The following is a 25885-nucleotide window of genomic DNA, read 5'->3' as shown; positions in this document are numbered from 1 at the left end:
TGCAGCTCTTGCATACCCCATGCGTCAGCGGCGCATGGCCCAAACGGCCACAACAACCGACTGGTTCCTTGAAGCGGCACCACCGACGCCACTGTCGCAAGGAAGGTCACCCATGGCAGCGCACCGGCTTGCTTTCTCGGTACCGGCCACGGCACACGCGGTCACCACCGCGCGGCACCAGGCCGTGAACGGGATACGGCGTTGGAATGCGGGACTGGACGACGATGTCGTACACACCGCAGCCCTGGTGATCAGTGAACTGCTCACGAATGCAGTGCGGCATGTCGGTGCCGGCCGGATTCTGCCGGCTGTCCGGCTCACCGGGACCGTTCTGCGCATTGAAGTCCGCGACTCCGGCTCGCGGCTTCCCCTGCCCGGCCTCCCGACCGAGGACAGCGAGAGCGGGCGTGGTCTGCTCCGGGTGGCCGCTCTCACCGGCCGGCACGGTGCCGAGCCGACTCCCACGGGCAAGCGATGCTGGGCCGAGATTCCCCTGCCCACCCCACCAGGAACGGAAAACCCCGCTCCTCTCCCCGATGAGGAACCGACCGCGTCACTCGCCCCGCCTCACCCCGCACAGCCTTCTGAAGTGCACGCCACACGCACCGAACGACCGCCCACCGGGGTCGGCAGGATCCGGCGAGGCTACTGGTGCGAGTGCTGGACCGAAGCTGTCAGAGGCGGCACGAAGGAGCCGGTGCTCCTGGCCTCCTTCGACGCCTGCTCAGCGGCTCAGGCCGACCGGTGGGTCGCGGTCGCACTCCGGACCATCTCACCCATGCTCGACGCCGACGCCTTGGACGAAGCCTGGGCGTGGCTGTACGAGGACCGCATTGAAACACGTCGTGCTCTACTGCGACGCGAACCCTGCACCGTAACGCTCACACACGCCAACACCCGCATCACCTGGGCGATCCGACCAGTGCTCTTCCTGCCACTCGCCCACCGCCAGAACGCTGAACTCCCGCCGTGCGCACACGCTTTCAAGCATCACGTCGCCAGCTGAGTCACCGCTTTCTCTGCTTCTTTCAAGGCGCCGCGCAAGCGCGTCGCGCGCAGGCCCGGTCCCCCGGCCAGGCCTGCGCTCCTGCCTACGCCCCGCTCCCGCCCGGCCGGCGTCCGTGCCGCGCACAGCACTCAGCCGATCTCCCCGGAGAAGGGGTACGTCGCGGCTGGGGCGGTCGGCTCCACGGCTTTACAGCGCCGCCTTGGCGCGAGCCTCGAAGATCATGGCCCCGACGTCGTGCTTCACCGGGCAGGTCCGCAAACTGCCCGACGCGCCGGAAGCTTACGGGGCCATGATCATTCGCGTCGAAGCAGCGCCGCCACCCCCAGCCGCTTCGCCGACCACCGTGTCGGGCAGGGCCGCGTCAACACTGCCTGAGACGCAGCGTCACCGCCAGACCGGCGTGATCGGACGGCCACAGTCCATTGGGTGTCCGCTCGTTCGGACGGTCCCCGATCACTTCGGCGGCGACCGCCGACAACCGTGAGGGCTGGTAGAAGACGTAGTCGATGCGGTGATCCAGCTTCGATGGCAGGTTGCGCAGATCGGGGTCCTGCCGGGCGGTGAATCCGCCCCCGGGACCGTGCACAGCCCGCCAGGCGTCGTCGTAACCGCCGGAGGTGAACGTGCCGTACGGGCCCGTGGCGTCCGTGGGCAGGGAGTTGAAGTCCCCGACCGCAATGACCGGGTACGGCGACTGGGCCAGTGCGGTGTGCAGTTCGTTGCCCTGGGCGTTTCGGATGGACGCCGCCGTCGGCTCCAGATGCGTAGTGGCCACCCGCACCGTGTGCGACTGGTCGTTGGTCTTCGGGCCCGCTTTCGGCTTGTGGCCGAGGCCGACGTCCACCGCCGACCAGCCGCGCGGGATGGTGAAGGTGAGGCCGGCCGGGGTGGTGACGACGAGCCTCGCCGTGTAGAGGTGCGACTGCGCATGGGTGACCGGGAGCCTGTCCTTTGTCAGGATCACGTCGCGGTCGGTGAAGCTCGCCCTTTCGGTGGCGCTGATCGGCAGGGTGGCGCTGAAGGTCGTGTCGATCGCGGCGGCGCGGTAATGGAGGCCGACCGCGCGCAGTTCCCGGAGCAGGATGTCGAGGAAGTCGTAGGTGGTGGTGAGGGAGCCGGTCAGCGGTCCCTTCTTCCAGAGGGCGACTTCCTGCAGGCCGACGACCTCGGGCTTCTCCCGGCGGAACAGCTTGGCAATGGCCCGTGCACGGGACGGGAAGTCGGTGGCGACCATCTGGTCGTAGGCGATGCCGGCTCGTCTGATGAGTTCCGGCAGAGTGGGTGCTGTGAGCAGCGGCGTGAGGGGGGCGCCCTGATAGATGTTGTACGTGGTGACCTTGAGCTGCCGTGCGGAATCGGCCTGAGCGGGGGCGGTCAGGCCGAGCAACGCAGCCAGCAGTCCGGCGACGGCAAAGAATGCCGTCATCCTGCGTGTCAATGCACTCTCCTTCTCGTACTGGCGCAAAAACGCATCAACACGCAGATATCAGCGCGATCCCCCAGAGGCGTGAAGACCGCAACTCGTGGTCACCCGTTTACGCGATAAATCACCCGTCCGGGCGGCTGCGAGGACCCACGCATCGGACTTGCCCACAAACAGCGCCGTCCAGCAGAGGCCGTGCCGGACGTGCGCCGGATCGTAGGGAGAACCACGGGAAACACCGGGGACCAGCGACCCTGCCCATCAGGCGTCGGCACTCTTGAGTCGCACGCCAACACCCGCAGCAAACCCCCAGAACACCTTGGCTTTCCAAGCTGAGAGCGCGAGTTCGATTCACGTCACCCGCTCTCCGAAGGATGAAACCCGCCCGTCTCCGGCGTCCCTGTGCAACAAGCGCGTATATCCTTGATAGCACCTTATATATACAACAGAGGTGTGCTCGATGACTCGCACCGTGATCGACCTCGACGACCAGCTGGTCGCCGAGGTGGCCAAGGCCCTCGGCACCCGCACCAAGAAAGAGACGGTGAACACCGCGCTGCGCGAGGTGCTGGAGAACCGGCGGCGGTCTCTCGCCCTCACCCGCCTGCGGGCGGCGGCAGCCGAGGGTGCCTTCGACCTCGATCTCCTCGAGGACAAGAGGAACTACCGTCGGTGAACGCCGCGCAGTTCCTGATCGACACCAGCGCGCTCGCCCGCATGTTGCGCGGCGACGCCGAGCAGTACGGATGGGACCAGGCGGTGGCAGCCGGGCTGGTCGCGACCTGCCCCATCACCGAGCTGGAGTTCCTCTGCAGCGCGCGTTCCAGCGCCGACCGTGCACGGGTCATCGAGGACTTGCGCCTGCTCTTCGGCTGGGTTCCGGTCGACGACCGTGCCTACGACCGCGCCTGGCAGGTCCAGGAGATGCTCACCCAGCACGGACAGCACCGCAGTGCCGGAGCCGTCGACCTCGTGGTCGCCGCCACGGCCGAGTTGCAGGGGCTGACCCTCCTGCACCGCGACCGGGACTTCGAATGCATCGCCGCCGTCACCGGCCAGGCACTTCAGTGGTACGGGCCGGAGGCCGGAAAGTGAGCCGGGCACATGGCGGTTGTATCGCTTCTGCACGACCATTCCGGCTGACAGGTGTGCCCTTGGCCGGGCATCCTGCGCAGCCTCGAAGGGGTTTTGAGTCTCGACTTCGAACCAGCCGATGCGCACCTCGGGCCCACTTCTGCGTATCTGCTGTCTCCTGCCCGCCGTTCTTCAAAGCCGAGCCCCCAGCGTGCCCGTACAGGCGGGCGATCACGTGATATTCGTACGCTGAACTCACGTGATGCAGAGGTGAATTGACGGCCGGTCTGGCGCCGGACAACCGTATCCCGCGGGAAACACCGCCGACCTGGCCGTCGGCGGCGTGCCGGCTGTTGTCAAGTGAGCGTCCCCATGGGGCAGGCGGCATCGGCGACGTGTTCGTCCGCGGCTGCGGTTGCCCAGTTCGGGTGGTAGATCTCCCGTACTGTGCTCCCTTTCCCAGGGGCACGGACAAGCCGTTCCCGTGCAGTGCGTTGGCGGTTCCCGGTCGCCTTCCGGCCCGAGACATCGGCGAGTTGGCAGGACGGCGATCGGCGGATGTCCAAGGTGCCGGGGAGAGAAGGCCGTTGAGGGAAGGGGCCGACGGGCGCCGGTGTGCCGGACGTGTCCGCACTTCCGTTGCGCCTCGTCGGTGGGGCATCGGCGGGGCCCGCGCCCCAGGGGACGCGGACGGCCCCCGTGCTTCACCTGTGGGCGATGGCCTGTTCGATGAGGGCGACGGTGGCTCGGGGGTCGTCGACCTCGAGGACGAGGCGGTCGTAGGCGCCGGCGTCGGCGAGTTCGATGACGACCGCCTTGTCGGGGTTCTTGACGTCCCAGAAGGAGCGTTCGCCGTCGCGGCGGAAGCGGCCGGCGGTGATCACGCCGGGGACGTAGGTGCCGCCGGTGCGGATGCCCTTCGGTTCCCGGGCCATGCCGGGGTCGTGGGTGGCACCGCGGACGTGGGCGAGGGGAATCTCCAGACGGCTCTTGAGGGCCCAGAGCTTGTCGAGGCCCTGGAGTTCGGCGGTCAGCAGGCCGCGTTCACGGTCAACGGAGATCAGGGCCATGTCACTTCTCCTTGGGTGTGGTGGCCGGCCGGGCCCGCAGGCGCAGGCGGGCGCCGAGGACGGTCGAGGCGAGTTGCGGGGCGGCGTCGCCATGGGTCGGACGCAGGGCGTCCTCCAGTGCGGTGATGCCTTCGGCGACCAGTGCCGCGACCTCCTGGTCGTGCGGGGCGCGCTCGGCGGCGGCGAGCAGGAGGAGCCCGGCGGCCGGGCCGTCGTCGTACGAGGCGATGGCCGCGGCCAGGGCCTGCTCGGGGGCGGTGAGGGCCGCGATGGCGGAGGTCGTCGGGTGGATCTCGTGATCGAGGTGCCGTCGCAGCGCGGTCAGGTGCAGGCCCCGTTTGGAGCCGAAGACCTTGTAGAGACTCCCCCGGTGAACCCCTGTGGCGGTCACCAGGTCGTCCACCGAGGTGCCCTCGTAGCCGTAAGTGGCGAAGAGGGTGGCCGCGGCGCTGACGGCCTGGTCGGTGTCGAAGGCACGTGGTCGTCCCATGTCCATGACTGTAGGGGATTGGAGAACGATCAGTCAAGAACGATCGTTCTCATACGGAGCCGGCCTCTGGTTCCGCTCGTCCACTCGACCGCGGGGACGGAGCACGGCACAGCGCGGCCGGGTGAACCGGCGGCTCCGTATCGGCGGGGTTTCGCCGGGGCACTCCGGGCGGAATCCTCCCTTTATGAAAACAACGGGGCGGGTTGTCGGGGAGCTGGTCTGCGCGGCCGTCGGGGTGTGGGCGGCCTCCGAGGTCATGGTCCCGTTACGGATCGACGGCACCGCGGGCGAGCGGGCGGAGTCCGTGGCCCTCCTCGCCGCCCTGTTCACCGCCGCCACCATGGTCGTGCCCCTGTCGGTGGGGTGGGTGCTCGGGCGGGCCGTGGCACGGAATCGGCGTCGTATGGCGCAGGAGCCCGACTGGGACGCCTCCGAGTGGGAGTTCCTCGCGCCTCTGCGCAGGCATTTCGTCTATGCCGGGCTGTTCATGGCGTTGCCGGTCGTCATCCTGACGGTGTTGGGGCCCTTGGGGGTGTGGGCCGGGGTGGAGCTCGGTGCCGGGCTGGGTCTGGACGTCGAACTCAGCGGTGGGCTCAAGGTCCTCGTCACCACCGGACTTGTCGTCTTCGCCGTGCAGAGGGTGCTGCTGCGGGTGCTCGCCGTGCCGTTCAAGGGCCGCCGCTCCGAGGCCCTGCTCTCGCTGAGCGGCTTCCTCTTGTGCTGGGCGGGCCTGGCGCTCGCGGCGGTATGGCTGGACTCAGTGGAGGCGACGGGCCCGCAGTGGCTGGCGCTCGCCGTCGTCGCCGCCCTGTTCGATCTGCGGTTCTCGCTGACCCTGACACTGCCCGTGCCCGGAGTGGCGTCGCTGATCCTCGTCTCGGTCAACGCGCTGGTGCTCTGGTTCATCATGTGGCTCACCGGCCTGCTGCACATCGACGGCTTCTGGCCCCTCATCGGGACGGTCGCCCTGATGTGGGTGGCGGAATGGCCGAGCCGCCTCGCAAAGGCCGCTGCGGAAGCCCGGGCCAACCCGCCCCAGCCTCCGCACGACCCTTTCTGGCCGGAACATCACCTGCCGCAGACACCGCTGTACTGACCGGCCGGAGGTCGGACGCCGGCGTGCGGCGGCCCCCGCCCAGGCGTCAGTCCCCAGGGTTGTACGGGGACTTGGCGCGGGCCTCGTGGAGCGCGGTGCCCCACCAGGCGAGCTCGTCGAGCATCACCTTGACGGCCCTGCTCGTCCCCTCGGCGTCACGCGGCGTGCCGTCCTCGCCGAACGCCTCCCAGTAGAACGGGAAGGCCACACCGTCGCGGATGGTGACGGCGTGCATCTCGGCGAAGATCTGGCGCAGCTGCTCGACGGCGCGCAGGCCGCCGCTCTGGGCGCCGTAGGAGACGAAGCCGACCGGCTTGGCCCGCCACTCGGTGAAGTGCCAGTCGATGAGCGCCTTCAGGGAGGCCGGGAAGCTGTGGTTGTACTCGGGGGTCACCACGACGAACGCGTCGGCGGCGGCCAGCTTCGCGGAGAGCGGGAGCATCCCGGCCGGGCGCAGCTCCTCGGTCGCCATGGCGGGCGGTGTCGCGGGGAGGGGCAGCGGCAGCTCCGTCTCGGCGAGATCGACGACCTCGACGTCGAAAGCGCTGTGCTCCCTGGCCAGCCCGGCGAACCAGTGCGCCACGACCTCGCCGAACCGGCCCTCGCGGACGCTTCCCAGGATGACGACGAGCTTCAGGGGGTCCGTGGACATGTTTGGTTGCTCCTTTGTTCTTCAGTTCTTCTCAACGGGCGTTTCCCGACGGTCGGCCACCGACGAGGAGACGGGATGAAAAAAGAGGCAAGGGAGATGAGAGGGACGTAGCGGTGCGGCTGCGGCTCACACGCCCGCCGGGGACGCGGCGTCGAGCCGCGCAAGTTCGCCGTCGCCGAGGACGATGCTCGCCGCGGCGACGTTCTCCTCCAGGTGGCGCAGCCGCTGTGTGCCGGGGATCGGGGTGACCGGGATGCCCCACACCCGGGCCCGGTGATGCACCCAGGCCAGCGCGATCTGACCGGGCCGTACGCCGTGCTCGCCGGCGATGTCACGCAGGACCCCGGGCAGTTCCTCCCGGCCCGGAAACGTCCGGGAGAACTGTGCCGACCGGTCGTCCGCGGCGCAGAGCAGCCCGCGTCCGTTCGGCGAGAAGGGCACCACGCCGACGCCGAGTTCGGCGCAGACCGGCACCATCCTCTCGACGCGGCGGGCGCCCAGCGACCACTCCGACTGCACGGCGGAGACGGGGTGCACGGCGTGGGCGCGGCGCAGTTCCTCGCCGCTGACCTCGCTGAGCCCGATGTGGCGCACCTTGCCCTCGGCGACCAGCTCGGCCATGGCGCCGACGGTCTCCTCCAGCGGCACGTTCGCCGGGGGCCGGGCCAGGTAGTAGAGGTCGATGACATCGGTGCCCAGGCGTTTCAGGCTGGCCTCGCAGGACGCCCGTACGAAGGGGGCGTCACCACGCACCCACCAGCTGTCGCCGGGGCCGAAGACCACACCGAACCGGGTGCACAGCACGACCTCGTCACGGCGGCGGCCGATGGCCCGGCCGACGAGTTCCTCGTTGCGGCCCCGGCCGTACATGTCGGAGGTGTCGATCAGCGTGACGCCGAGGTCCAGCGCGTGGTTGATGACGGCGGCGGCCCTGGACGGCTCCGTCGCCATGGCCGGTTCGGTCATCCGCATGCAGCCGAGTCCCTGGACGGGGACCACGAGACCGGTGCCGCCCATGGGCGTCGTCGGCAGACGCGTACGCATTCTCTGTCACTCCTGCTTCCACGATCTGTTCACGGCCGCCGGCCCCGGACAGGGTCCGGGCCGCGTCCGGCACCAGCACATGCGGAGCGAACGCGGCGGCCGCCGTGCCGAGGGCACAGAGCACGGCCCCTACGGCGAAGATCCGCCGTCGCCCGAAGAGATCACCGAGCGAGCCGGCGACGAGCATCAGGCAGGAGGCGGCCAGGAAGCAGCCGGCGACCACCCACTGCAGGGCACCACCGCTGCCGCCCGGGTCGGCGGCGATACGCGGAAGCGCGATGCCCGTGCCGGACATGGCCATCGGAACGATCAGGTGGCCGAGGAGCACGGACCCCAGGGACAGCGCGGACCTGACGCGCCCCCGGACCCCGGAGGGGCCCCGGCGCCTGACGGCGCCCCTGCCTGGTCGAGCCTCTGCGATGCGCCCACGAGGGTAAAGTACAACGTGCATTGCAATGAGTAAAGTGGTCATTGCACCCGACGAGGAGGAGCCACGATGGCCAGGGCGGACAGCCGGCGGAACCGGCCGCACAAAGGGTTCCCGGAGAAGCGGCAGGCCATCCTGCGAGCCTCCCGGAAGGTCTTCGGCCGGGTCGGCTACCAGGGGGCGAGCATCGAAATGATCGCCGCCGAGGCCCAGGTGTCCACCCGCACCATCTACAACCACTTCGAGAACAAGGAACAGCTCTTCACCACCGTGCTGATCGACAGCTCGGAGCAGGTGGCCGCCGCCCACGAGGCGATGATCGAGCGTCATCTCGGCAACACGGTGAGCGCCGCCGACCTGGAGGCCCGCCTCGTCGGCCTCGCCAAGGACTGGGTACGGCCGCTTCCGGAGTTCGCCGACCACTTCGCGATCGTCGCCCGCATCAACGCCGAGGGAGAGAACTTCCCCGCCGACCTCCACGACGCCTGGCAGAAGGCCGGCCCCCTGCGCGTGCAGCGCACACTCGCCGCGCACATGGCCCGGCTCGCCGAGCGCGGGCTGCTGCACGTCCAGGACTCCGAACTCGCGGCGCAGCACTTCGTGGTGCTGGTCACCAACACCTGGGGCAGGGGCCGGGCAGGCGTGGACGCACTGTCCGAAGCCGAGATCCACGAGATCGCGGCCGCCGGCGTCCACGCCTTCCTCCACGGCTATCTGCCCCGCGGCTGAACAGCCGGACACCGACGCAGCGGTCGTACAAGCCCGGTGATGCCGGTGCGGTCGCCGGGCACCCGCGCCAGGGCGCGCGGGGCCGCCGGTTCACCGAGTGCGTCGTGCCGGTCGTCGAGTGCGTCGTGCCGGGCAGGCCCGTCGGGCGTGTCGTCGTGTGCGTGCGGTGGGCGGGAGGCCGGCTGCGGCCCGGTGCGCTCCGGCCGGGCCACCGAGGCCGTGTGGACACCGAGGCCGTGCGGTCTCAGCGCATGCGCCCCAGTGCCTCCCGTATCCGCCGGGCGTCCCGGATCCGCTGCTCGTACGTCGCGCCCAGCGCGAGCAGCAGCAGCCCGGCGAGCGCGGGAGGCAGCCAGCGGGGGAACAGGCCCGCCAACTGCACCAGGTAGGGGGCGAGTTCATGCAGCGCGTCCAGCACGAGCACGCTCCCGCCGAGCAGGAGCGGGGCCTGGAGCCGGTGACGGGCACCCAGCAGGGTGAGGACGAGGGCCGCCGTGCCGAGCAGCAGGGGACGCGGCCAGTCCGCGTCGGCCCACGCCGCCGTCAGGCTCGGCACGAGTGTCGCTGAGAGCCCGGGGCCGTAGGCCGTCCACGACGAGGTCTCGGGGGCACGGCGGCGCCGGACGAAGCCCACGACCAGCGCCGGAACGGTCACCGGCAGGGTGTACGCCTCCGGGGTGCCCACGCCCCACGACCCGAGCCGCACCCAGGTGGCCGACACGAACAGCGCGGCGGCCACGTACCCGGCCCACCGCCGGTCCGCGCGCACGGCGGTGCCCGCGGCGATCACCCCGCACAGGGCCAGGACGAGGGCCAGCACGGGCGCGTCGGTGACGGCCAGTCCGATGGCCAGCAGCCCCGCGACGGCGCCCGTGGCCTCGACCGGAACCGCGGCCCGCGGGACCCGTGCCGCGAGCAGGGCCGCGGCGGCCGGGACGACCAGGACCAGCAGCGCCGTGTGCGCGGGCGACCGGTCCGCGGCGGCCCCCACCGCACACGCCAGCAGCGCCGCGCCGGCCAGGGACGCGCTCGCGCAGACGGGGGTCAGACGCCGGTGTGCGGCGGCCCCCGCGAAGATCCCCGTCAGCACGGCGAGCACGGTCAGGGTCGCACCCCGGGAGGCCAGCGAGAGGAGGACGAGGCCGGCCGCGGTGAGCAGGGAGAGGAGGACGGAGGCGAGGAACGTAGGCGTCCGGCGCGCGTACCCCGCCACGGCCAGCACCGCCACGGCCGTCAGCCCCTGGACGGACAGCCCCGCCGCGTACGGGAGCCGCAGGACGGCGGGGAGGACGAGCGCGGTCGCCCAGACCAGGACCACGGCACCGGCCACGGCCCGGTCGCGCCAGGCCGTGGTGGCGCGGGCCGCCCCGGCCAGCACCGCCGCGGCGGCCACGAGCACCAGCGTCCTGGCCGCCGCGTCCGCCGGCCAGGGCGCCCAGACCGTCACCGCGGCGCGCAGGTCCGACGGCGCCCCGGACCAGACCCGGCCCGTCCAGGCGACCGGTCCCAGCAGCGCCACGACGGCCAGGGGCAGCGCCCAGGCCACCGCCAGGACCTGGACGGCGGCCGACGCCCGGACGGCACCGCGCCGCACGTGGTCGGGGAGCGGGCCGCGGACGGCCGCCAGCAGTCCGACGCCGCAGGCCAGATAGCCGGGCACGGTCCACACCCCGGGCAGCAACGCGCGCGGGATGCCGCCGAGCGCCGCGACCAGGAGCAGTCCCCCGGTCACCGCGGCGCCGGTGGCGAGGCCCCGCCGCGGGGTGCGCCCCGCGGCGTACAGCGCGATCGCCGCCGCACAGGCGAGGAGCGCCGCCGCACGGACGGCTGCGCCCGGGCCGGTGGCCGTCCAGGAGAGCACGCCGGCCGTCACCACGCCCCAGCCGCCCATGCCGTACATGCCGACGGCGGCGGCGATGCGCAGGGACCTCGCGGACGTCCGGAGCGCTACGGCCGTGTCGAACGCGGCCGTCAGCAACAGCGCGGCGACGGTCGTGTACGAGCTCGCGTCGACCGCCACCGCCCCCAGCAGCAGGGGGAGTTGGGCGGCGCCCAGCGCGGCGAGGAAGGGGATGCGCGGGGAGCCGAGTCCCTCGAGTCCTTTGAGCTCTCCGAGTCCCTTGCCGTATCCCCACCACATTCCGGCCAGGAGGGCCGTCGCGACGGCCGCGTACCCCGTGCCGTCGACGGTCGTCAGCGCGACCTCGTGCAGCGCGTACGCGTCCAGCACCGTCAGCGCCAGTCCGAGGCCCGCCAGGGTCTCCGCCGTCGAGCGCAGTCCGCGCTTGAGCAGGGGCACGGGAGCACCGAGCACCGCCGCGGTCACCGCGGCGAGCACCACGGACCGCCCGGCGATCCCCAGGTGTCCCCAGCTGACCAGGGTGAACGCGATCGCGGCAACGGTCAGCAGGACACCGCCGAGCACGAGGAGCACGTTCTGCACCCGGGGGGCGGTGGTCTCGGGCTGCCGCGGCACCGGCCCAGCGGGCGGGAAGGCGGGCGGGGAGGGCTGCCGGAGGAGAGCGATCAGCTGGGCACGGCGGGCCAGCAGCTGGACACGGCGGGCGTCGAGGTGCCGCAGCTCCATGTCGAGGATCCGCAGTTCCTCGGCCGGTGGCAGGGGAGGGGTCATGCCGTGGAGTGTGGTGCGCGCCACGGCGCGGGACATGAGTGCGGGTACTCAGGTCCGTACTCAGTTTCCGCGTGTTCCGCGTACGGCAAGCCCCTGAGGTGCGGATTCCCCTGAAGTGCGGATTCCGGTGTGCGGAATGGTGTGCGGGATTCCGGCGCCCGGTGAACGGGACCGGCGGACGGCGCCGGTGAACGGAACCGGCGGACGGGGCCGGTGACGGCGCCGGTGAACAGGTCGGTGACGGGGTCCGTGCGTCAGCCTGCTGCCGAGCAGTCGGGGCAGAGCCCCCGGTAGGTGATCTCGGCCTCGTGGACGGTGAAGCCGAAGCGCTCGGAGGCGGGCAGATCGGCGACCGGGTCGCCCGTCGGGTACACGTCCCGGACCGCGCCGCAGCGGACGCAGACCAGGTGGTGGTGCCGCCGGTGCGCGTTCGGGTCGTACGCCTTGGCGCGCTTGACCGTGGTGACCTCGATCACCTCACCAAGTGACACCAGTTCACCCAGAGTGTTGTAAACGGTCGCCCGAGAGATCTCCGGAAGCCTCGCGGCGGCGCGCGCATGCACCTCGTCAGCGGTCAGATGGACGTGCTCGCCGGCGAGGACCTCGGCCACGACACGCCGTTGCGCGGTCATCCTCCAACCGCGTCTCCGCAGACGTTCCAGCAGGTCACTCATGGCGGGCCGTCCTCAAACCGTTGAGAGATCTCACTCCGAAAGAGGTACTACTTTGGATCCATAGCTGACTTAGATAATGTCTAGTATAGGATGGGGTAGACGAAGATGCGTCATCGCACGCCATCGGATCCGGTCCGATGCGACTGCGCACCGCCGTCGCCGGCACCGCGCCGGGCGACGCGCTGCATGCCGCAGCCGCACGGCCCTTCGGAGCCTCCGCGGCACCGCCGCGGGGGCTCACCCCTGGGGTTTCGACCCTGAACGTCTTGAAGGAGACCGCCTTGACTGACTCCATCGACACCCCGGCGACGCTGGAGAACGGCGCACCGGCTGTCAGCAACCGCAACTCGCTCAGCCTCGGCACCAACGGCCCGCTGCTGCTGCACGACGTCCACCTGGTCGAGACCCTCGCGCACTTCAACCGCGAGCGTGTCCCGGAGCGCAATCCGCACGCCAAGGGCTCCGGCGCCTTCGGTGTCCTCGAGACCACCGAGGACGTCTCCCGCTACACCAAGGCGGCCCTCTTCCAGAAGGGCGCCAGGACCGAGATGCTCGCCCGGTTCTCCACCGTGGCCGGTGAGCAGGGTTCGCCCGACACCTGGCGCGACGTCCGCGGTTTCGCCCTGAAGTTCTACACCTCCGAGGGCAACTACGACATCGTCGGCAACAACACGCCGATCTTCTTCGTGCGCGACCCCATGAAGTTCCCGCACTTCATCCGGTCCCAGAAGCGCATGCCGCACACCGGTCTGCGCGACAACACCATGCAGTGGGACTTCTGGACGTCGAACCCCGAGTCCGCCCACCAGGTGACCTACCTCATGGGCGACCGCGGTCTGCCCAGGACCTGGCGCCACATGAACGGCTACGGCTCCCACACCTACATGTGGATCAACGCCGAGGGCGAGAAGTTCTGGATCAAGTACCACTTCAAGACCGACCAGGGCGTCCAGTGCATGTCGAACGAGGAGGCCGAGCGCCTCGCGGGCACGGACGCGGAGTACCACCGCCGCGACCTGTTCGAGGCGATCGAGCGCGGTGAGTTCCCGAGCTGGACCCTCTACGTCCAGGTCATGCCGTACGAGGACGCCAAGGACTACCGGTTCAACCCGTTCGACCTGACCAAGGTGTGGCCGCACTCGGACTACCCGCTGATCAAGGTCGGCAGGATGACCCTGAACCGGAACCCGGAGAACTTCTTCGCCGAGATCGAGCAGGCGGCCTTCGCCCCGTCGAACCTCGTCCCGGGCACCGGTGTCTCCCCCGACAAGATGCTGCTCGGCCGCGTCTTCGCCTACGCGGACGCCCAGCGCGCCCGTATCGGCACCAACTACTTCCAGCTGCCGGTCAACCGCCCGAGGGTGAAGGTCAACTCCTACACCTTCGACGGCCACATGACGTTCGAGCACACCGGCAAGGCCCCGGTGTACGCCCCGAACTCCTTCGGCCGCCCGTTCGCCGACGAGACCGGCCCGGTCGAGGACGGCTGGGAGGCCGACGGCGAGATGGTGCGCAGCGCCTACCGCCTGCACGCCGAGGACGACGACTTCTCGCAGCCCGGCACGCTGGTCCGCGAGGTCTTCGACGACGCCCAGCGCGACCGTCTCGTCAAGACCGTCGCCGGTGCCCTCGCCTCGGTGCAGGAGCCGGTTCTGTCCCGTGCCTTCGAGTACTGGAAGAACGTCGACGCCACCATCGGCGAGCGCATCGAGCAGGCCACCAAGGATGCCCGGACGAAGTAACTCCCGTCCGGCGCAGGCTGCTCGAGGAGCCCGGCCCTCTTCGGGGCCGGGCTCCCGGCATGAGGTCCCCGTGGGAGAAGTCCTCGGCAGAGGGCCGGAGAAGGCCCGGGGAGAGTCCGGCGAGAGTCCGGTGAGCCCCTCGGAAGAGGTCCTCACCGTCCGGGCCACCGGCTAATCGCCGCCGCCGTCGCCGCCTCCTCCGTCGCCACCGCCGCCGTCGCCGCCGCCCCCGCTGTCTCCTCCGTCGCCGCCGTCCGAGCCCCAGCCGTCGTCACCGCCGGGTTCGTTGTCCTCTCTCCCCGTACCGAGGTTGCTGAACCAGGGGAGCTCCCAGGCCCCGTCGTCGGCGACCGGCTCGTCCCCGCGCCCCAGCGGCTGCGGCCGGAACCGCGCCGACCCCGTCATGTTCCCCAGCCCGAAGGCGACGGCGAAGACCTGCGCCATGACGGCGTCCAGCGGGTCGGAGCTCTCGTACTGCACGGGGGACAGCGGCCGAAGCACCGTGCCCGGCGCGACCTCCGTCCGGTACGGAGGACGCATCAGCAGAGCGACGGGCCGGTCGTTGTGCAGCAGTCTTGAGCTCATCGCGTCCTGCCGTCGCAGCACCCACTGCTGCCCGGGAAGCCGTACCTCCACAAAGCTCCTGGATCTGCGCAGTCTCTTCCTGTGCAGCTCGAGCTCCGCCGGGAAGCCGTCGACCGTCAGCCGCAGCCCCTTGGACGGTCCGGGGGTGTCGGGATGGAAGCCGTACGGTGCCCGGATCCGTACGACGGGAGCCTGCGGCCCCCAGACGTCCACGCGCACCAGACGCCGGTCCACGACGACGGTGATCGGCCCGGCGGGTCCCGGCGCGAACCGGCGTGCGAGCCACAGCGGTACGCCCTCGGCCCGGGCCCGGTCCGCCAGGGCGGCCACCTGGTCGGGTCCGCCGCACCGCCGCACCGCCAGCTCTCCCAGCGCACGGGCGAACTCGGCGGCCCGCCGCACCCGCACCGGTGTGGTGGTACCGGTGATCCGGGTCACCGGTACGATCCCGCTTCCCTCCGCCAGGTGTTCCAGCGGGCGTTCCGTCCCGCCGCCCCCGAGCCAGCGCCCGCGCTGGAACGCCTCGGCCATGGCACCGAGGTTCAGCTCGTCCAACGGTGTGGTCCTGCCGCCCCTCCGCAGCCCCTCCTCGGTCAGTTCCACGGTCCGCGCCAGCGGGTTCCACGACCGTTCCCCGTAGAGCACCCGGCTCATCACACCCCCATGGTCACTACGGTCGGCTCAGCAGGATTCACCTTCACACACCCCGGTCCCGCCCGTCACCGGGGGCTCGGGAGTTCCGGCAGGGGCGGGTGCGGTGCTCGCCGGTGTCACGGCCACACGGTGGCGGCCCCCTCCCTCGCCGCCCGTGCGCACGGCGGACACGACGAATCCAGCGGATGCCGCGGACACGCCGGACACGGCGCGTTCACCGCGCCGAGCACTGTGCGCACTGCCGCCTTCCTGCTCACCGGCCTTTCCGCCGGAGCCCGGTCACTTCTTCCCGTACGCCTGCTTCCAGCGCGCCCGGTGGCGGAAGTCGCCCTGTCCGCGGCCGTTCACCTCGCTCAGGGACAGCAGGGGGACACCGTTGTTCCACAGGCCGAGGAGATCCCGGTGCACAGCCAGGATCCCGTGCTGCAGCGCGAATCTCTCGGAGGGCCGGCTGAACCGCGTGGTCGTCACGAACACCGCCAGGTCGGCCCCGAAGTGCACCTTGGCGCCCAGCAGATCGCGCACCTCGCGACTCGCGATCGTGCTGCTCGGCGCGTAGCGCTTGCACTGAATCACCATGGTCCGCCCGTCCGGAAGACGGCCGATGACATCGGCGCCGTTGTCGTGGGCACCGCCCACCCGCCGGACCTGTGTGCACCCGTCGCGCCGGCAGAGCCGTGCGACCAGTTCCTCGAACTCGGTGCCGGTCATCGTGTCCACCTCGGCGAGGGTCCGGTGACCGGCCTTCACCGCTTCCTCCTGCCGCCAGAGACGGTCCCGCCCCCGCAGGAGCCGGTCCGTGCGCCACAGCCACCAGCCGGCCGTTCCCACACAGCCGAGGAGCACCGCACCCGTGACGTAGGGCCACACGGTCCGCCAGAACAGCACCAGCAGGACAAGCAGCAGGCCCCCGCCGACGCCCACCGCTTTCCACCGCGCCGCCCGGCGTCCGCGCGCAGCCGCACCCCGTTCGCGTTGACGCCCGGCCACCACCGAAACCCTTTCCCCCGCGGATCCGTGTACGGCAGTCTGAGCAGCTCAGGACAGCGCGAGAAGAGCGCAAACCGGCCATGCTGTCCGGATGCGATCGCCTGGCGGGGCGTGACGGGGCGGTGTCCCCGCGGTGCCCGCAAGCGGCACAACCGTCTTGAGAGTCAACGGCCGCAGCGTCTCGCCGCCGGCAACGGCCAGGGACGGGGCCGGCGTTCGTGTCCACGCGCCGTACCCGTGATCCCGTCGCGTTCGGTGGTGGCCTCGCCTCGGGGTGCGGCGGAAGGCCGCGGCGGGAGACGGTCATGTCCGGGAGGACTCGGCGGTCGCGGCGAGACCCAGCTCGCGGATGATGCGGGTCAGGTCGTCCGGGGCGGCCGCGAGACGCACCGGCTCGCCCCCGTCGTCGAGTTCGGCGACGTGCCAGTCGCGCGGGACGATGTCGTCGCCGCCCCGGACACGCCGTACCTTCGTGAGGGTGAGCCGCTCCACCGGGATCCGCTTCGCCGCGAACCGGCCCGGACCGGAGTGCGGGACCACCGCGGGCTCCCCGCCGCCGAGGACGATGTGGGTGCCGAAACCGTGCGGGTTGTAGTCGGTGTGCTCCAGGAAACGGGCGGACAGGAACACCTCCTTCTCCTTCGTCCCGGCCTCTCCAGGCGTCCCGGCGTCTTCGGGTCTCCCCGCGTTTTCGGGCGTACGGATGCGAGTGGCGCGCCAGGCCAGGACGGTCAGGCCCAGCGTGACCGACGAACCCACGGCCCCCCACGTGATCGCCACGGGGGAAGTGAGCAGGGACGTGGGGTGGAGGTGGCAGAGCGGCAGCAGCCACAGAGCCGTGACGACGAGCACGCCCACGAACGGAAGGGCCGACGGGAGGACCTCGTCGTCGGGCAGCCGGCGCCCGCGCAGACGCAGCAGGACCAGGGCGGCGGGATACCCCGCGAGCAGGGCGAGCACGGCCGCGCCCACGGCCTGGGCCCCGGCCGTGGCGGGGGAGCTGCGCCACACGTGGTGTTCACCGGCGACCTCCCGCACCTCACCGCGCCAGACGGTCACCTCGACGCGGTCGCCGGGCCGGAACTCCAGGGCCGCCTCTCTCGGCACACCGACCCGCTCCAGCGGCCTGCCCTCGGTGAAGTACAGCCAGCTGCGCTGCTTGGGGGTGTTGACGTCGGTCCGCTCGATCACGGCCGGCAGGGTGCTCAGACAGTCCTTCCCGGACTCCCGGCTGCCTTCCCCTCGCTCCACGGCGGACGTCCCGGCGGCGCATGGGGCGGCCGACCTCCACGCCCGTTCGTCCGCCGCGACACCCGGTACGTTCCACGCGAGCGCACCCGCGAACGCGAGCAGCAGCGCGCACCAGACCAGCGGCCGGACCCAGCCCCCGTACCCGGCGGTGCCGCTCGCGATGACGGGGAGATGGCCCGACTGCGGGGCTCCGTGACGGCGGAGCAGCGCGCGCAGTGCGTCCAGCTTCGCGTCGAAGTCCTCGTCCGGGGGCGAGCCGCCGTACGGCAGGGGCAGCCGCCGCCTGCGTCCGTCGCGCAGCAGCACACTGACGCGCCGGAGTGTGCCGTGCCGGGTCTCGTACCGGTGTACGCGCAGATCGGCGACGTCGCTCCACGGCACACTCCGGCGACGCAGCAGCGTCCGGCAGTGCAGGCCGTACGCGTCGCCCCGCACGTACACCGTGGCCCAGTGGAGCGACACGACGCCCACGGGCACGAGGGCGAGGCCCACGACCAGCCATGGGTCCAGGAGCGAGCCCAGGTATGCCAGGCGTGTGACGGCGACACCCGCCCCGACCGCGCCGAGTCCGGCGAAGAACCACGGGACACGCCTCCCCGGCAGACGGCAGATCACGTCCTCCGTGCTGCTCATGCACGGAAGCGTGTCATCGGCCGGGCAGCGCCCGCTTCTGCGGTGCACGGCAGTTTTTCACCCCCGTACACTGCCGACTTCTCGCAAGGAAAGCCGAGCACCGCGGGAAATGTCGCGGAAGTCGCGACGCACGCCCCGCGCGTACGACCACCGTCACGACCACCGCCGTCGGTGCGGGCGGACGGCCGGGGCGAGTAGCGTGGGGCCGAGGGCGCGAGGAATCCGCGAGGGATCTCGATGCCCTCGCCGGCAGCCGCCTCTCTCACTGCCACCGGCGGCCGACGGTCTGCCGGCCCCGACAGGCAGGTGAGTCCCGTGGCCGTTTCCGCCCCCTCCTCCGGCGGGACTCCCGGCGGACGGAGCAACGGAGCATACGAGTCCCCGCGCCCCGGAACAGCACTTTCGCGGCCCACGACCACCTCTCGCCGCTCCGTGGCCCGCCGGACACGTCCGTGTCCGCGGCGAGGGCCGCGGTGGCCGACGTGGTCCGTACCCGCCGTTTCCGGCAGGCCGGGCAGCGGCAGGCGCCGATCCTCCGGCGCATCCTCACGGCAACCGTCGTGCGGCCGGGTTCTCGCCCAGGGCCATCGGGGCACGGGAGCCCCCACGCCCCCGGGGCCCGGGTCCGGTGGCGGGGCGTTCCGTGAGCTCCGCGAGACCCGCGAGATCCGCGAGATCCGCGAGATCCGCGAGATCCGCGAGATCCGCGAAATCCGTGAGAGGAGGGCGGCGTGGTGGAAGACGTGAGGCCCTGCAAAGCGCACGAAGGGCGGCTGTCGGCGGCGGAACCGGGTCTGTGGCAGCAGGTCGTCGAGCAGCTGGGCACGGCCGTGGCCGTGACGGACCCGGCGGGGCGGATCACCGCGGTCAACCCGGCCGCCGAGCGGCTGCTGGGCCGTACGGCAGCGGTGGTGCACGGGAAGGACATCCATGATCTGTGCCACCGGGACCCCACGGGCGCCCGGGTCCCACGAGAGCACTGCCCCTTGCTGCGGGCACTGGCCGAGGGGCGTCCGGCGCGCGGGGACGACGACAGGTTCCTGCGGGGGGACGGATGGCTGGTCCCGGTCTCCTGGTCGGCTTCACCTCTGACGGACGGCGATGTCTTCCAGGGCATGGCCGTACTGTTCGCCGAGACCACGACGGGCCACGACACCCGCCGGGAACGCGCGGAACGGACGGAGCGGACGAAACGCACGGAGCAGGCGGAGCGAGCCGCCCGTACGAACGCGCTGGAGGGGCTCACCGAACGGTTGACCCTCGTTGCGGCGATCACCGGCGTGCTCGGCCAGACCCTGGAGGTGGACGAGGCCCTCGCCCGGTTGGGCCGGCTTCTGGTCCCCCGCCTGGCCGACTGGGCCGCGGTGGACCTCCGGGTCGGCCCCGATCAGGTGCACCGGGTGGCGGTGACCGGCCCCGAGGGCCGTGTCGCCGACCAGGAGGACTGGCACGGTCATCTGCCCCCGGCCGGGAACGCGTCCCCCTCGCCCCTGGCCCGGGTGCTGAACGGAGGCGATCCCGTCCTCCAGGGCCCGGCGGACATGGGCGCACCGCTCGACTCCCCCCTGGCCGCCGTCCACAGCGCCTTCCTCGCGGCAACCGGCGCGACGTCCGCCCTCACGGTGCCGCTGGGCGCCGGACGGCAGGTCACCGGTGCCCTGACCCTGGTGCGCACCGACCCGGCACGTCCCTTCGGCACCGGCGACCTGGAGATGGTGAGCGACATCGGCCGCCGGGTCGGTCCGCTCATCGACAACGCCCGCCGGTTCGGCCGCCAGCGCGCCGTCGCCGAGGCCATGCAGCGCAACCTCCTCTCCCCGTTGCCCCGGCACGGCCGGGTCCAGCTGGCCGCCCGGTACCAGCCCGCTCCGGCCGGCTCGCAGGTCGGTGGCGACTGGTACGACGCGTTCACGCTGAGGGACGGCGCGCTCGCCCTGGTCATCGGCGACGTCGTGGGCCACGATCTGACCGCCGCGGCCGGTATGGCGCAGCTGCACGGTGTGCTGCGCTCCCTCGCCTGGGACCACACCGGTCCGACGGGTGCCGTCGTGGACCGTCTCGACAACGCCCTGCACGCCATCACGACCGTGCCGATGGCCACCCTCGTCCTCGCCCGGCTGGAAGGCCCCGACAACGGCCCGTGGACCCTGCACTGGACCAGCGCCGGACACCCGCCGCCCCTGCTGCTGACCCCCGACGGGAACGCGCAGTACCTCGAAGCCGGCCAGGGGCTCCTCCTCGGAGCCCACACGGACGGCACGGAACAGCGGCCGAGCGCCGCCCACGCCCTGCCGCCGGGGTCCACGCTCCTGCTCTACACCGACGGCCTGTTCGAGATCCCCGGCGGCGACCTGGACACCGGGCTCGGCCGGCTGCGCCGCCACGCCCTCGCACTCGCCCACGAGCCACTGGACACCCTGTGCGACCGGTTGTCGGCCCGGATGCCTCCTGGCAGCACCGACGACATCGCCCTGCTCGCCCTGCGCCTGCCCGTGCCATGACCGGGACCGGGGCCGGAAAGGGGTCCGGAAAGGAGGCGGAAAGGGGTCGTCCCCGGTGCGGCCGGGTACCCGGGCACGGCAAGGCATGCGCAGCCGTACGTGTCCCGCCGCCGGACATGCCGCGCCCGCGCCGACGACCGCCGCGCCGTACCACGCGGCAGGACCCTCATGAACACAGGACACCCTCATGAACAGCGCACTGTGGCCCCCGCCGCCCACCCGCCCCCTGCCCCGTCTGTATGTCGCACCCCAGAGCACCGTGCCCCGCCGCATCGACGGGGCCTGGTGGCCGCGCACCTTCGACCTCCTGACGGAACTCCCGCAGCTGCTCTCCGGTCTGCCGGAGTCCTGGGGCCAGATCGACAGCGTCCTGGTGAACAGCGCGCTGTGGACCGGGGCACCGGGCCGCCTGCTCGTCCGCAACCACGTCGTACGGCTGCACAGCACCGCCTCGGCGCACGCGCCGAACACCGTCGTCCTGATGGCTTCCGGCCAGGGCCGCCGGGATCTGCTGGTGGTGCCGCCGGAGGCGACCGAGCAGGCCGCCGCATCGCTCATGTCCGCCGCGGGACTGCCGGCGGAGCAGAGCTTCCTCATGAGCTGAGCAGGCCGTCCGGCAGTCCCCCGCCGCCGGGAACCGGCAGCTCCCCCTCCGCCGACGGGAAACCGGCCTCTTCGCTCTCGTCCACCGCCCCTGCTCATGGCTCGAGTGCTGTTCCCGGCCCGTGCACAGCGGGTACCCGTAGCCCGCGAGTGAGGTGCCACCCACCTCTCTCCGGCCTTTCCGACGGGCATCACCCGTGCCCGACCGACCGATCGAGGCGAGCGCCATGACGGAGAACACCACCAACGCCGGCCTGGGCAGCCTGCCCGACACCGGCCCCGTGCCCCCCAAGGTACGCACCGGCCCCACCGTCCCGGCCCGGGCCCGGGGCAGGACCACCATCGCGGACAGCGTGGTGGCCAAGATCGCGGGTATGGCCGCCCGTGAGGTCCCCGGCATCCATAACCTCGGCGCCGGTATGGCCCGCGCCCTGGGCGCCATGCGGGAACGGGTTCCCGGCACCGGCAGCGGCATCACCCGGGGCGTCAAGGTGGAGGTCGGCGAGCGCCAGGCCGCCGTGGACCTGGACGTCGTCGTCGACTACGGCGTCTCCATCGTCGACGTGGCCGGCGAGGTACGCGTCAACGTGATCGATGCGGTGGAGCGGATGACCGGCCTGGAGGTGGTCGAGGTGAACATCACCGTCGACGACGTCCACCTCCCCGACGAGGAAGAACCGGACGACACCCGCGTGCAATGACCCACTGCGGCGCACCACCGCGGCGCGCTGCCGCGGCGCACCACCGCGGCGCGCTGCCGCGGCCCGGCGCTCCGGCGGTGACCGGCCGCCGGCCCCGGCCCCACCACGCCACGGCGGGGCTCAGCCCCACCGAAGCGGGTTGCAGCGGTTCTGTCGGCCCTGGTCCCGGCCGTCCCGGCCGCGGCCGTTCCGCTCCGTCGCGGCCTTCGCCCCGTCCGGGCAGGCCACGGCGCCGCAGCGGGAGACACCGGGAGCGACACCACTTCCGGAGCGATGAATTTTTTTCCCTCCGATCCAAGCGAAAAATCGGCGCGGAGCACGGCGAATATCCGGCTTCCGGGAAGCAGAACAGGACGATATCTCCCCGCAGGGACGAGCACGCCGTGCTACTGTCGAAACAGTTGCAGTTGTGGTTGCCAGAAGGTTCATTTCCCGACGGGCAGATCATTACGGCGACACGAGGTCCGCGCAGGGCGGATTTCGAGGACCGTTTCCGAAGGGGAAATGACATGGTCACCGGCACTGTGAAGTGGTTCAACGCCGAAAAGGGCTTCGGCTTCATCGCGCAGGACGGCGGCGGCGCCGACGTCTTCGCCCACTACTCGAACATCGCCGCTCAGGGCTTCCGTGAGCTCCATGAGGGCCAGAAGGTGACATTCGAGGTCACCCAGGGCCGGAAGGGCCCGATGGCCGAGAACATCACTCCCGCCTGACACCGGCGCTCACGCATACGGTGCAGCCGGGGTCCGCACCTCACGGTGCGGACCCCGGCTCACTCTTTTTTCCGGACGCTCCCGCCCGGTCGTTCACGGCTCGTTCCCTGATGCTCCGCGCCGTTCATTCCGCTGAGGAAATTCCTTGATACGCGCCCATGGCGGAGAGGATTCCACGGAATCGCATCCGCACCAGCCGTACCGCCCGCACCACCCGTGCATCCGCGCACAAAACCGTTCGGAATCCGGCCGGTCCCCTGACTGGCCGTGCTCCCCCCCGGCCGAGGCCTACCGGGACCGCTCAGCGGGGAACGCCGCTTCCCGGGTGAGGAAGGACAGCTGGGCCTTCTTCTCCGGCAGGTACACGTCCGGCAGGTCCACCTCGGGCAGGGTGACGACAGGACCGGGCGTGAAGCCCTGACGGCGGAAGCGGGCGATGGCCTTGTCGTTGCGCACGTCCGGGTCGACCACCACACGGGCGCGGTCCAGGCCCAGCAGGACGTACGACAGCAGGACGGTCAGCAGCCGGGAGGTCCAGCCGGGCCGCGCCGCGCCCGGGGCGGCGGGCGCCAGGAGCAGATGCATGCCGATGTCGCCGGGCTCGACGGGGTAGCACTCACTGACGCGGTCGGCGGACGGCTCGTAGGTCTGGAACAGGGCGACCGGTTCGTCGTCCTTCACGACGAGGAAGGCGTGATGGGTGTCGAGGGTGGCCATGTGGGCGTAGATCTCGGTCACCTGCTCCTCGGTGAGGCCGGTCATGCCCCAGAACACGGCCCGTTCCTCGCTCACCCAGCGGTGGATCACCCCGGCGTCGGCCCGTGCGTCCAGCGGCAGGATCCGGACGGTGCCGAAGCCGTCGACCTGCTGCTCGTGAACGGCCTCACGGGAGGCGTACGGGGGGCGCGGGGCCTGCCTGGGGTGCTGCGGGGCCTGCCCGTCGTCGTGCGCGTCAGACATCGGTCTCCTCGTTCTCACCGGTCTCACCGGTCTCACCGGTTTCTTCGTTCTCCTTCTTCATCCGACCCCAGTCGGTGACGACCGGGACGAGCTCTCCCTCGAGCCACAGGGGAAGCTGGTCGCGGTGGTGGGGCGAGCCGGGGATCCCGGACGCGCCGAAGGGGACCACCCACCGGCTGTCCTCACGGCGGGCCAGGTCCCACACGTACCGGGCGACCGGGCCGCGCGCGGCGAGGTCGGTGAGGCCGGGGACGGAGGAGGTGCACAGCACGCAGTCGTGGTCGCCGGCCAGTCCGGGTTCGTCGTACGGCGTCTCGGGAGGCAGTGCCCGCCAGGGGGCGAGGCGGTGGGCGTCCCCCCAGGTGCCGGCGGGCGGCCGGGCGGCCACCTCCTCGACCGCCTCGCGGACGACGGCCGGGCGGTCGATCCCGTACAGCTCCTCGGCGGTCAGAAGGTGTTCGAGGGCGTGACCGATGCGCGGGGTCAGGGCCAGCCAGGGCAGGAAGACCTCCGGATACGCGGGCGGGGCGGCCAGCGCGGCGAGGGCGGGGTGGGCCGCGAGACGGCGTACGACCGCCGAGCGCACGGCCGCGAAGAGGGCCGCGTCGGTGCTGCCCGCGTCCATGCGGCGGTCCCAGCGCAGCAGCCGCTCCCGCAGGGCGGCGGCCCCGTCGCTCAGACCGTCGAGGGCGGCGAGGTGCTCCAGCAGGGGCGCGGCGGAGGCGAGGTGGGTGTCGGTGTGGAGCGCGGACAGGTCGGCGGCGGACCACCGCCGGCGCCCGTCGAGCAGGGCCCGGATGCGGTCGGCGCGGTGCGGCGGGGCGAACTCGACGCCCAGGGGCACGGCCGGGCCGCGATGGTTGGCCATGACGGCGACGCCGTCGGTCAGTCCGGCGCGCGGTGGCTCATGCCATCCCCGCCAGTCGTGGCCGGGCTCCCAGGCGGGCACCACACGGATCCGGTTGGCCTCGGCCCGCACCGGCACCCGGCCGGCCACGCGGTGCAGCAGCCCGCCCTCGGTGTCGGCGGCCTGCACGACGTTGACCGGCTCGGCCCACCGGTCCACGGCCTTGTCCACGTCGGCCACCCGGCGGGCCCGCAGCAGGGGCAGCAGGGCCTCGAAGCCGAGGTCACCGGTGACCCGGGGCGGGTGGCGCAGGCTGATCGCGACCGGGGGCACGCCGGGCTCGTCCACACCGGCGTCCAGCCCCTCGGGGCCACCGATGACGACGGGACCCCGCTCGGTCTCGAGCACCTCCACCTCGGCCGGCTCCTCTCCGGCCACCTCGATCGTCTCGGTGTGCCGGGCGGCCCGCCGCCACACGCCGTCCGGGTCGAGCGCCTCGACGCCGGCACCGGTGCGCCGCAGCCGCTCCCGGTAGAGGTCCTGGTAGTCGGCCATGGCGTTGGTGATGGCCCAGGCGACCGTGCCGGTGTGGCCGAAGTGGGCGATGCCGGGGACGCCGGGCACGGCGAGACCGACGACGTCGAACTCGGGGCATGCCAGGTGGATCTGCTGGTAGACGCCCGGGTCCTCGATGAAGCGGTGCGGGTCGCCCGCGATGAGCGGCTGTCCGGTGACGGTCCGTTCGCCGGAGATCAGCCAGCCGTTGCTGCCGGAGGTGCCGGGCCCGTCGGTGGCGAACAGGCCCACCGCGTCCGCGCCGAGCCGGGTCACCACCAGCTCGCGCCACAGCTTGGCGGGGAAGCCCGCGAAGAGGATGTGGGTGGAGAGCCAGATGCCCAGGGGCGTCCAGGGCTCCCAGCGGCCGGGGGTGAGACCGACGCGGGCGAACTCCGGGGCCGTGGCGGTCCTCAGCCCCGCGTTGACGCCGTCGACGTACGCCCGGACCCAGTCCGCCGTCTCCGGGTCGCGCCGCTCCAGGGCGGCGAAGCAGCGACGGGCGGTGTCGTCCAGGCGGGCGCGCCGCACGAACCGGTCCCAGGGCAGGGCCTGCGGTCCGAGAAAGGACGCCGAGGTGCCCCGCGCGCGGTGCCGCTCCACCTCCAGCTGCCAGGCCCGGTCCAGGGCGGTGACACGGCCCTGGGCGCGAGCGAGTTCCGCCGCACTGTCCGCACGCAGATGGGGAATGCCCCAGGCATCGCGGTAGATCTCGGTCGCCACCCCGCACCCTTTCCGACTTTAGGTTAGGCTTGCCTAAGTAATTGTGGTGCATCGTACGCGACAGCGAGAGCAGGAGAGACAGAGGGCGGGGGTCGGGAGTGCGCTCC

At 71.8% G+C, this 25885-nt stretch carries 22 protein-coding genes and 2 pseudogenes; 11 read left to right on the top strand and 13 right to left on the bottom strand.

What is annotated here, in order from left to right:
• Positions 1-19: 19 nt before the first annotated feature.
• Positions 20-433: pseudogene (locus ABD224_RS02620) on the top strand (ATP-binding protein); the annotation flags it as partial.
• 201 nt (positions 434-634) lie between these two features.
• Positions 635-1006, top strand: coding sequence for a hypothetical protein (locus tag ABD224_RS02615; protein ID WP_425580903.1), 372 nt, complete (start codon positions 635-637; stop codon positions 1004-1006).
• A 364-nt stretch (positions 1007-1370) separates the two neighbouring features.
• Here the strand turns inward: ABD224_RS02615 and ABD224_RS02610 are convergent, their stop codons facing one another.
• Positions 1371-2435, bottom strand: a complete 1065-nt coding sequence (locus ABD224_RS02610) for an endonuclease/exonuclease/phosphatase family protein (protein WP_344046226.1) — start codon at positions 2433-2435, stop codon at positions 1371-1373.
• Positions 2436-2892: 457 nt separating this feature from the next.
• On the opposite strand from ABD224_RS02610, the gene ABD224_RS02605 reads away from it, so the two are divergent.
• On the top strand, positions 2893-3108 hold the full coding sequence (locus ABD224_RS02605) for a type II toxin-antitoxin system VapB family antitoxin (RefSeq protein ID WP_344046224.1): 216 nt from the start codon (positions 2893-2895) through the stop codon (positions 3106-3108).
• Positions 3105-3527 (top strand): PIN domain nuclease, encoded by a 423-nt coding sequence (locus ABD224_RS02600; protein WP_344046222.1) that lies wholly within the window; start codon positions 3105-3107, stop codon positions 3525-3527. The genes ABD224_RS02605 and ABD224_RS02600 overlap by 4 nt, the downstream gene beginning before the upstream one ends.
• Before the next feature lie 683 nt (positions 3528-4210).
• On the opposite strand, the gene ABD224_RS02595 is transcribed toward ABD224_RS02600, so the two are convergent.
• Together ABD224_RS02595 and ABD224_RS02590 are read right to left on the bottom strand one after the other, a co-directional pair.
• Complete coding sequence (locus tag ABD224_RS02595) at positions 4211-4576, bottom strand: hypothetical protein (protein WP_344046220.1); 366 nt, start codon at positions 4574-4576, stop codon at positions 4211-4213.
• Position 4577: 1 nt separating this feature from the next.
• Positions 4578-5066: a TetR/AcrR family transcriptional regulator gene (locus tag ABD224_RS02590; RefSeq protein ID WP_344046217.1), complete on the bottom strand. Its 489-nt coding sequence runs from the start codon at positions 5064-5066 to the stop codon at positions 4578-4580.
• Positions 5067-5250: 184 nt separating this feature from the next.
• On the opposite strand from ABD224_RS02590, the gene ABD224_RS02585 reads away from it, so the two are divergent.
• Positions 5251-6162 (top strand): hypothetical protein, encoded by a 912-nt coding sequence (locus ABD224_RS02585; RefSeq protein WP_344046215.1) that lies wholly within the window; start codon positions 5251-5253, stop codon positions 6160-6162.
• A 46-nt stretch (positions 6163-6208) separates the two neighbouring features.
• On the opposite strand, the gene ABD224_RS02580 is transcribed toward ABD224_RS02585, so the two are convergent.
• From ABD224_RS02580 to ABD224_RS02570, 3 genes and pseudogenes are all read right to left on the bottom strand, one after another.
• Complete coding sequence (locus ABD224_RS02580; RefSeq protein ID WP_344046213.1) at positions 6209-6814, bottom strand: NADPH-dependent FMN reductase; 606 nt, start codon at positions 6812-6814, stop codon at positions 6209-6211.
• Positions 6815-6940: 126 nt separating this feature from the next.
• Positions 6941-7858: an aldo/keto reductase gene (locus ABD224_RS02575; RefSeq protein ID WP_344046211.1), complete on the bottom strand. Its 918-nt coding sequence runs from the start codon at positions 7856-7858 to the stop codon at positions 6941-6943.
• Between the two features lie 97 nt (positions 7859-7955).
• Positions 7956-8153, bottom strand: a pseudogene (locus ABD224_RS02570) (MFS transporter); the annotation flags it as partial.
• A gap of 201 nt (positions 8154-8354) precedes the next feature.
• Here ABD224_RS02570 and ABD224_RS02565 point away from each other — a divergent pair.
• Positions 8355-9014, top strand: a complete 660-nt coding sequence (locus tag ABD224_RS02565; protein WP_344046209.1) for a TetR/AcrR family transcriptional regulator — start codon at positions 8355-8357, stop codon at positions 9012-9014.
• 244 nt (positions 9015-9258) lie between these two features.
• On the opposite strand, the gene ABD224_RS02560 is transcribed toward ABD224_RS02565, so the two are convergent.
• Entirely contained in the window at positions 9259-11646 is a 2388-nt protein-coding gene (locus ABD224_RS02560) for an SCO7613 C-terminal domain-containing membrane protein (RefSeq protein ID WP_344046207.1), read from the bottom strand.
• Between the two features lie 254 nt (positions 11647-11900).
• Complete coding sequence (locus ABD224_RS02555) at positions 11901-12320, bottom strand: Fur family transcriptional regulator (RefSeq protein WP_344046205.1); 420 nt, start codon at positions 12318-12320, stop codon at positions 11901-11903.
• A 281-nt stretch (positions 12321-12601) separates the two neighbouring features.
• Between ABD224_RS02555 and ABD224_RS02550 the strand changes: the two genes are divergently transcribed.
• The gene (locus ABD224_RS02550; protein WP_344046203.1) at positions 12602-14062 is read left to right on the top strand and encodes a catalase; all 1461 of its coding nucleotides are present in this window, start codon (positions 12602-12604) and stop codon (positions 14060-14062) included.
• Between the two features lie 171 nt (positions 14063-14233).
• Here ABD224_RS02550 and ABD224_RS02545 read toward each other — a convergent pair whose 3' ends face one another.
• The 3 genes from ABD224_RS02545 to ABD224_RS02535 form a co-directional block, all read right to left on the bottom strand.
• Complete coding sequence (locus tag ABD224_RS02545; protein WP_344046201.1) at positions 14234-15301, bottom strand: hypothetical protein; 1068 nt, start codon at positions 15299-15301, stop codon at positions 14234-14236.
• A 279-nt stretch (positions 15302-15580) separates the two neighbouring features.
• Complete coding sequence (locus ABD224_RS02540; protein WP_344046199.1) at positions 15581-16225, bottom strand: restriction endonuclease; 645 nt, start codon at positions 16223-16225, stop codon at positions 15581-15583.
• A 369-nt stretch (positions 16226-16594) separates the two neighbouring features.
• On the bottom strand, positions 16595-18175 hold the full coding sequence (locus ABD224_RS02535; RefSeq protein ID WP_344046196.1) for a PH domain-containing protein: 1581 nt from the start codon (positions 18173-18175) through the stop codon (positions 16595-16597).
• Positions 18176-18906: 731 nt separating this feature from the next.
• Here ABD224_RS02535 and ABD224_RS02530 point away from each other — a divergent pair.
• The 4 genes from ABD224_RS02530 to ABD224_RS02515 all read left to right on the top strand — a co-directional run bounded on the left by ABD224_RS02530 (position 18907) and on the right by ABD224_RS02515 (position 22693).
• Positions 18907-20676, top strand: a complete 1770-nt coding sequence (locus ABD224_RS02530) for a SpoIIE family protein phosphatase (protein WP_344046192.1) — start codon at positions 18907-18909, stop codon at positions 20674-20676.
• 187 nt (positions 20677-20863) lie between these two features.
• Positions 20864-21280, top strand: a complete 417-nt coding sequence (locus ABD224_RS02525) for a DUF5994 family protein (RefSeq protein ID WP_344046190.1) — start codon at positions 20864-20866, stop codon at positions 21278-21280.
• A 226-nt stretch (positions 21281-21506) separates the two neighbouring features.
• Complete coding sequence (locus ABD224_RS02520; protein ID WP_344046188.1) at positions 21507-21980, top strand: Asp23/Gls24 family envelope stress response protein; 474 nt, start codon at positions 21507-21509, stop codon at positions 21978-21980.
• A gap of 509 nt (positions 21981-22489) precedes the next feature.
• A complete protein-coding gene (locus ABD224_RS02515) occupies positions 22490-22693 on the top strand; it encodes a cold-shock protein (protein WP_344046186.1) in 204 nt (67 codons plus the stop codon).
• 288 nt (positions 22694-22981) lie between these two features.
• Here the strand turns inward: ABD224_RS02515 and ABD224_RS02510 are convergent, their stop codons facing one another.
• Complete coding sequence (locus ABD224_RS02510) at positions 22982-23653, bottom strand: GNAT family N-acetyltransferase (protein ID WP_344046184.1); 672 nt, start codon at positions 23651-23653, stop codon at positions 22982-22984.
• The gene (locus ABD224_RS02505; protein ID WP_344046182.1) at positions 23646-25778 is read right to left on the bottom strand and encodes a penicillin acylase family protein; all 2133 of its coding nucleotides are present in this window, start codon (positions 25776-25778) and stop codon (positions 23646-23648) included. Before ABD224_RS02505 ends, ABD224_RS02510 begins: the two co-directional genes overlap by 8 nt.
• Positions 25779-25885: the final 107 nt, after the last annotated feature.

Origin of the sequence: Streptomyces thermoalcalitolerans (genome assembly GCF_039525155.1) — a bacterium.
Lineage (GTDB): Bacteria > Actinomycetota > Actinomycetes > Streptomycetales > Streptomycetaceae > Streptomyces > Streptomyces thermovulgaris.
The sequence above is the reverse complement of the archived record's forward strand: the minus strand, read 5'-3'. Positions and strand labels throughout refer to the sequence as shown.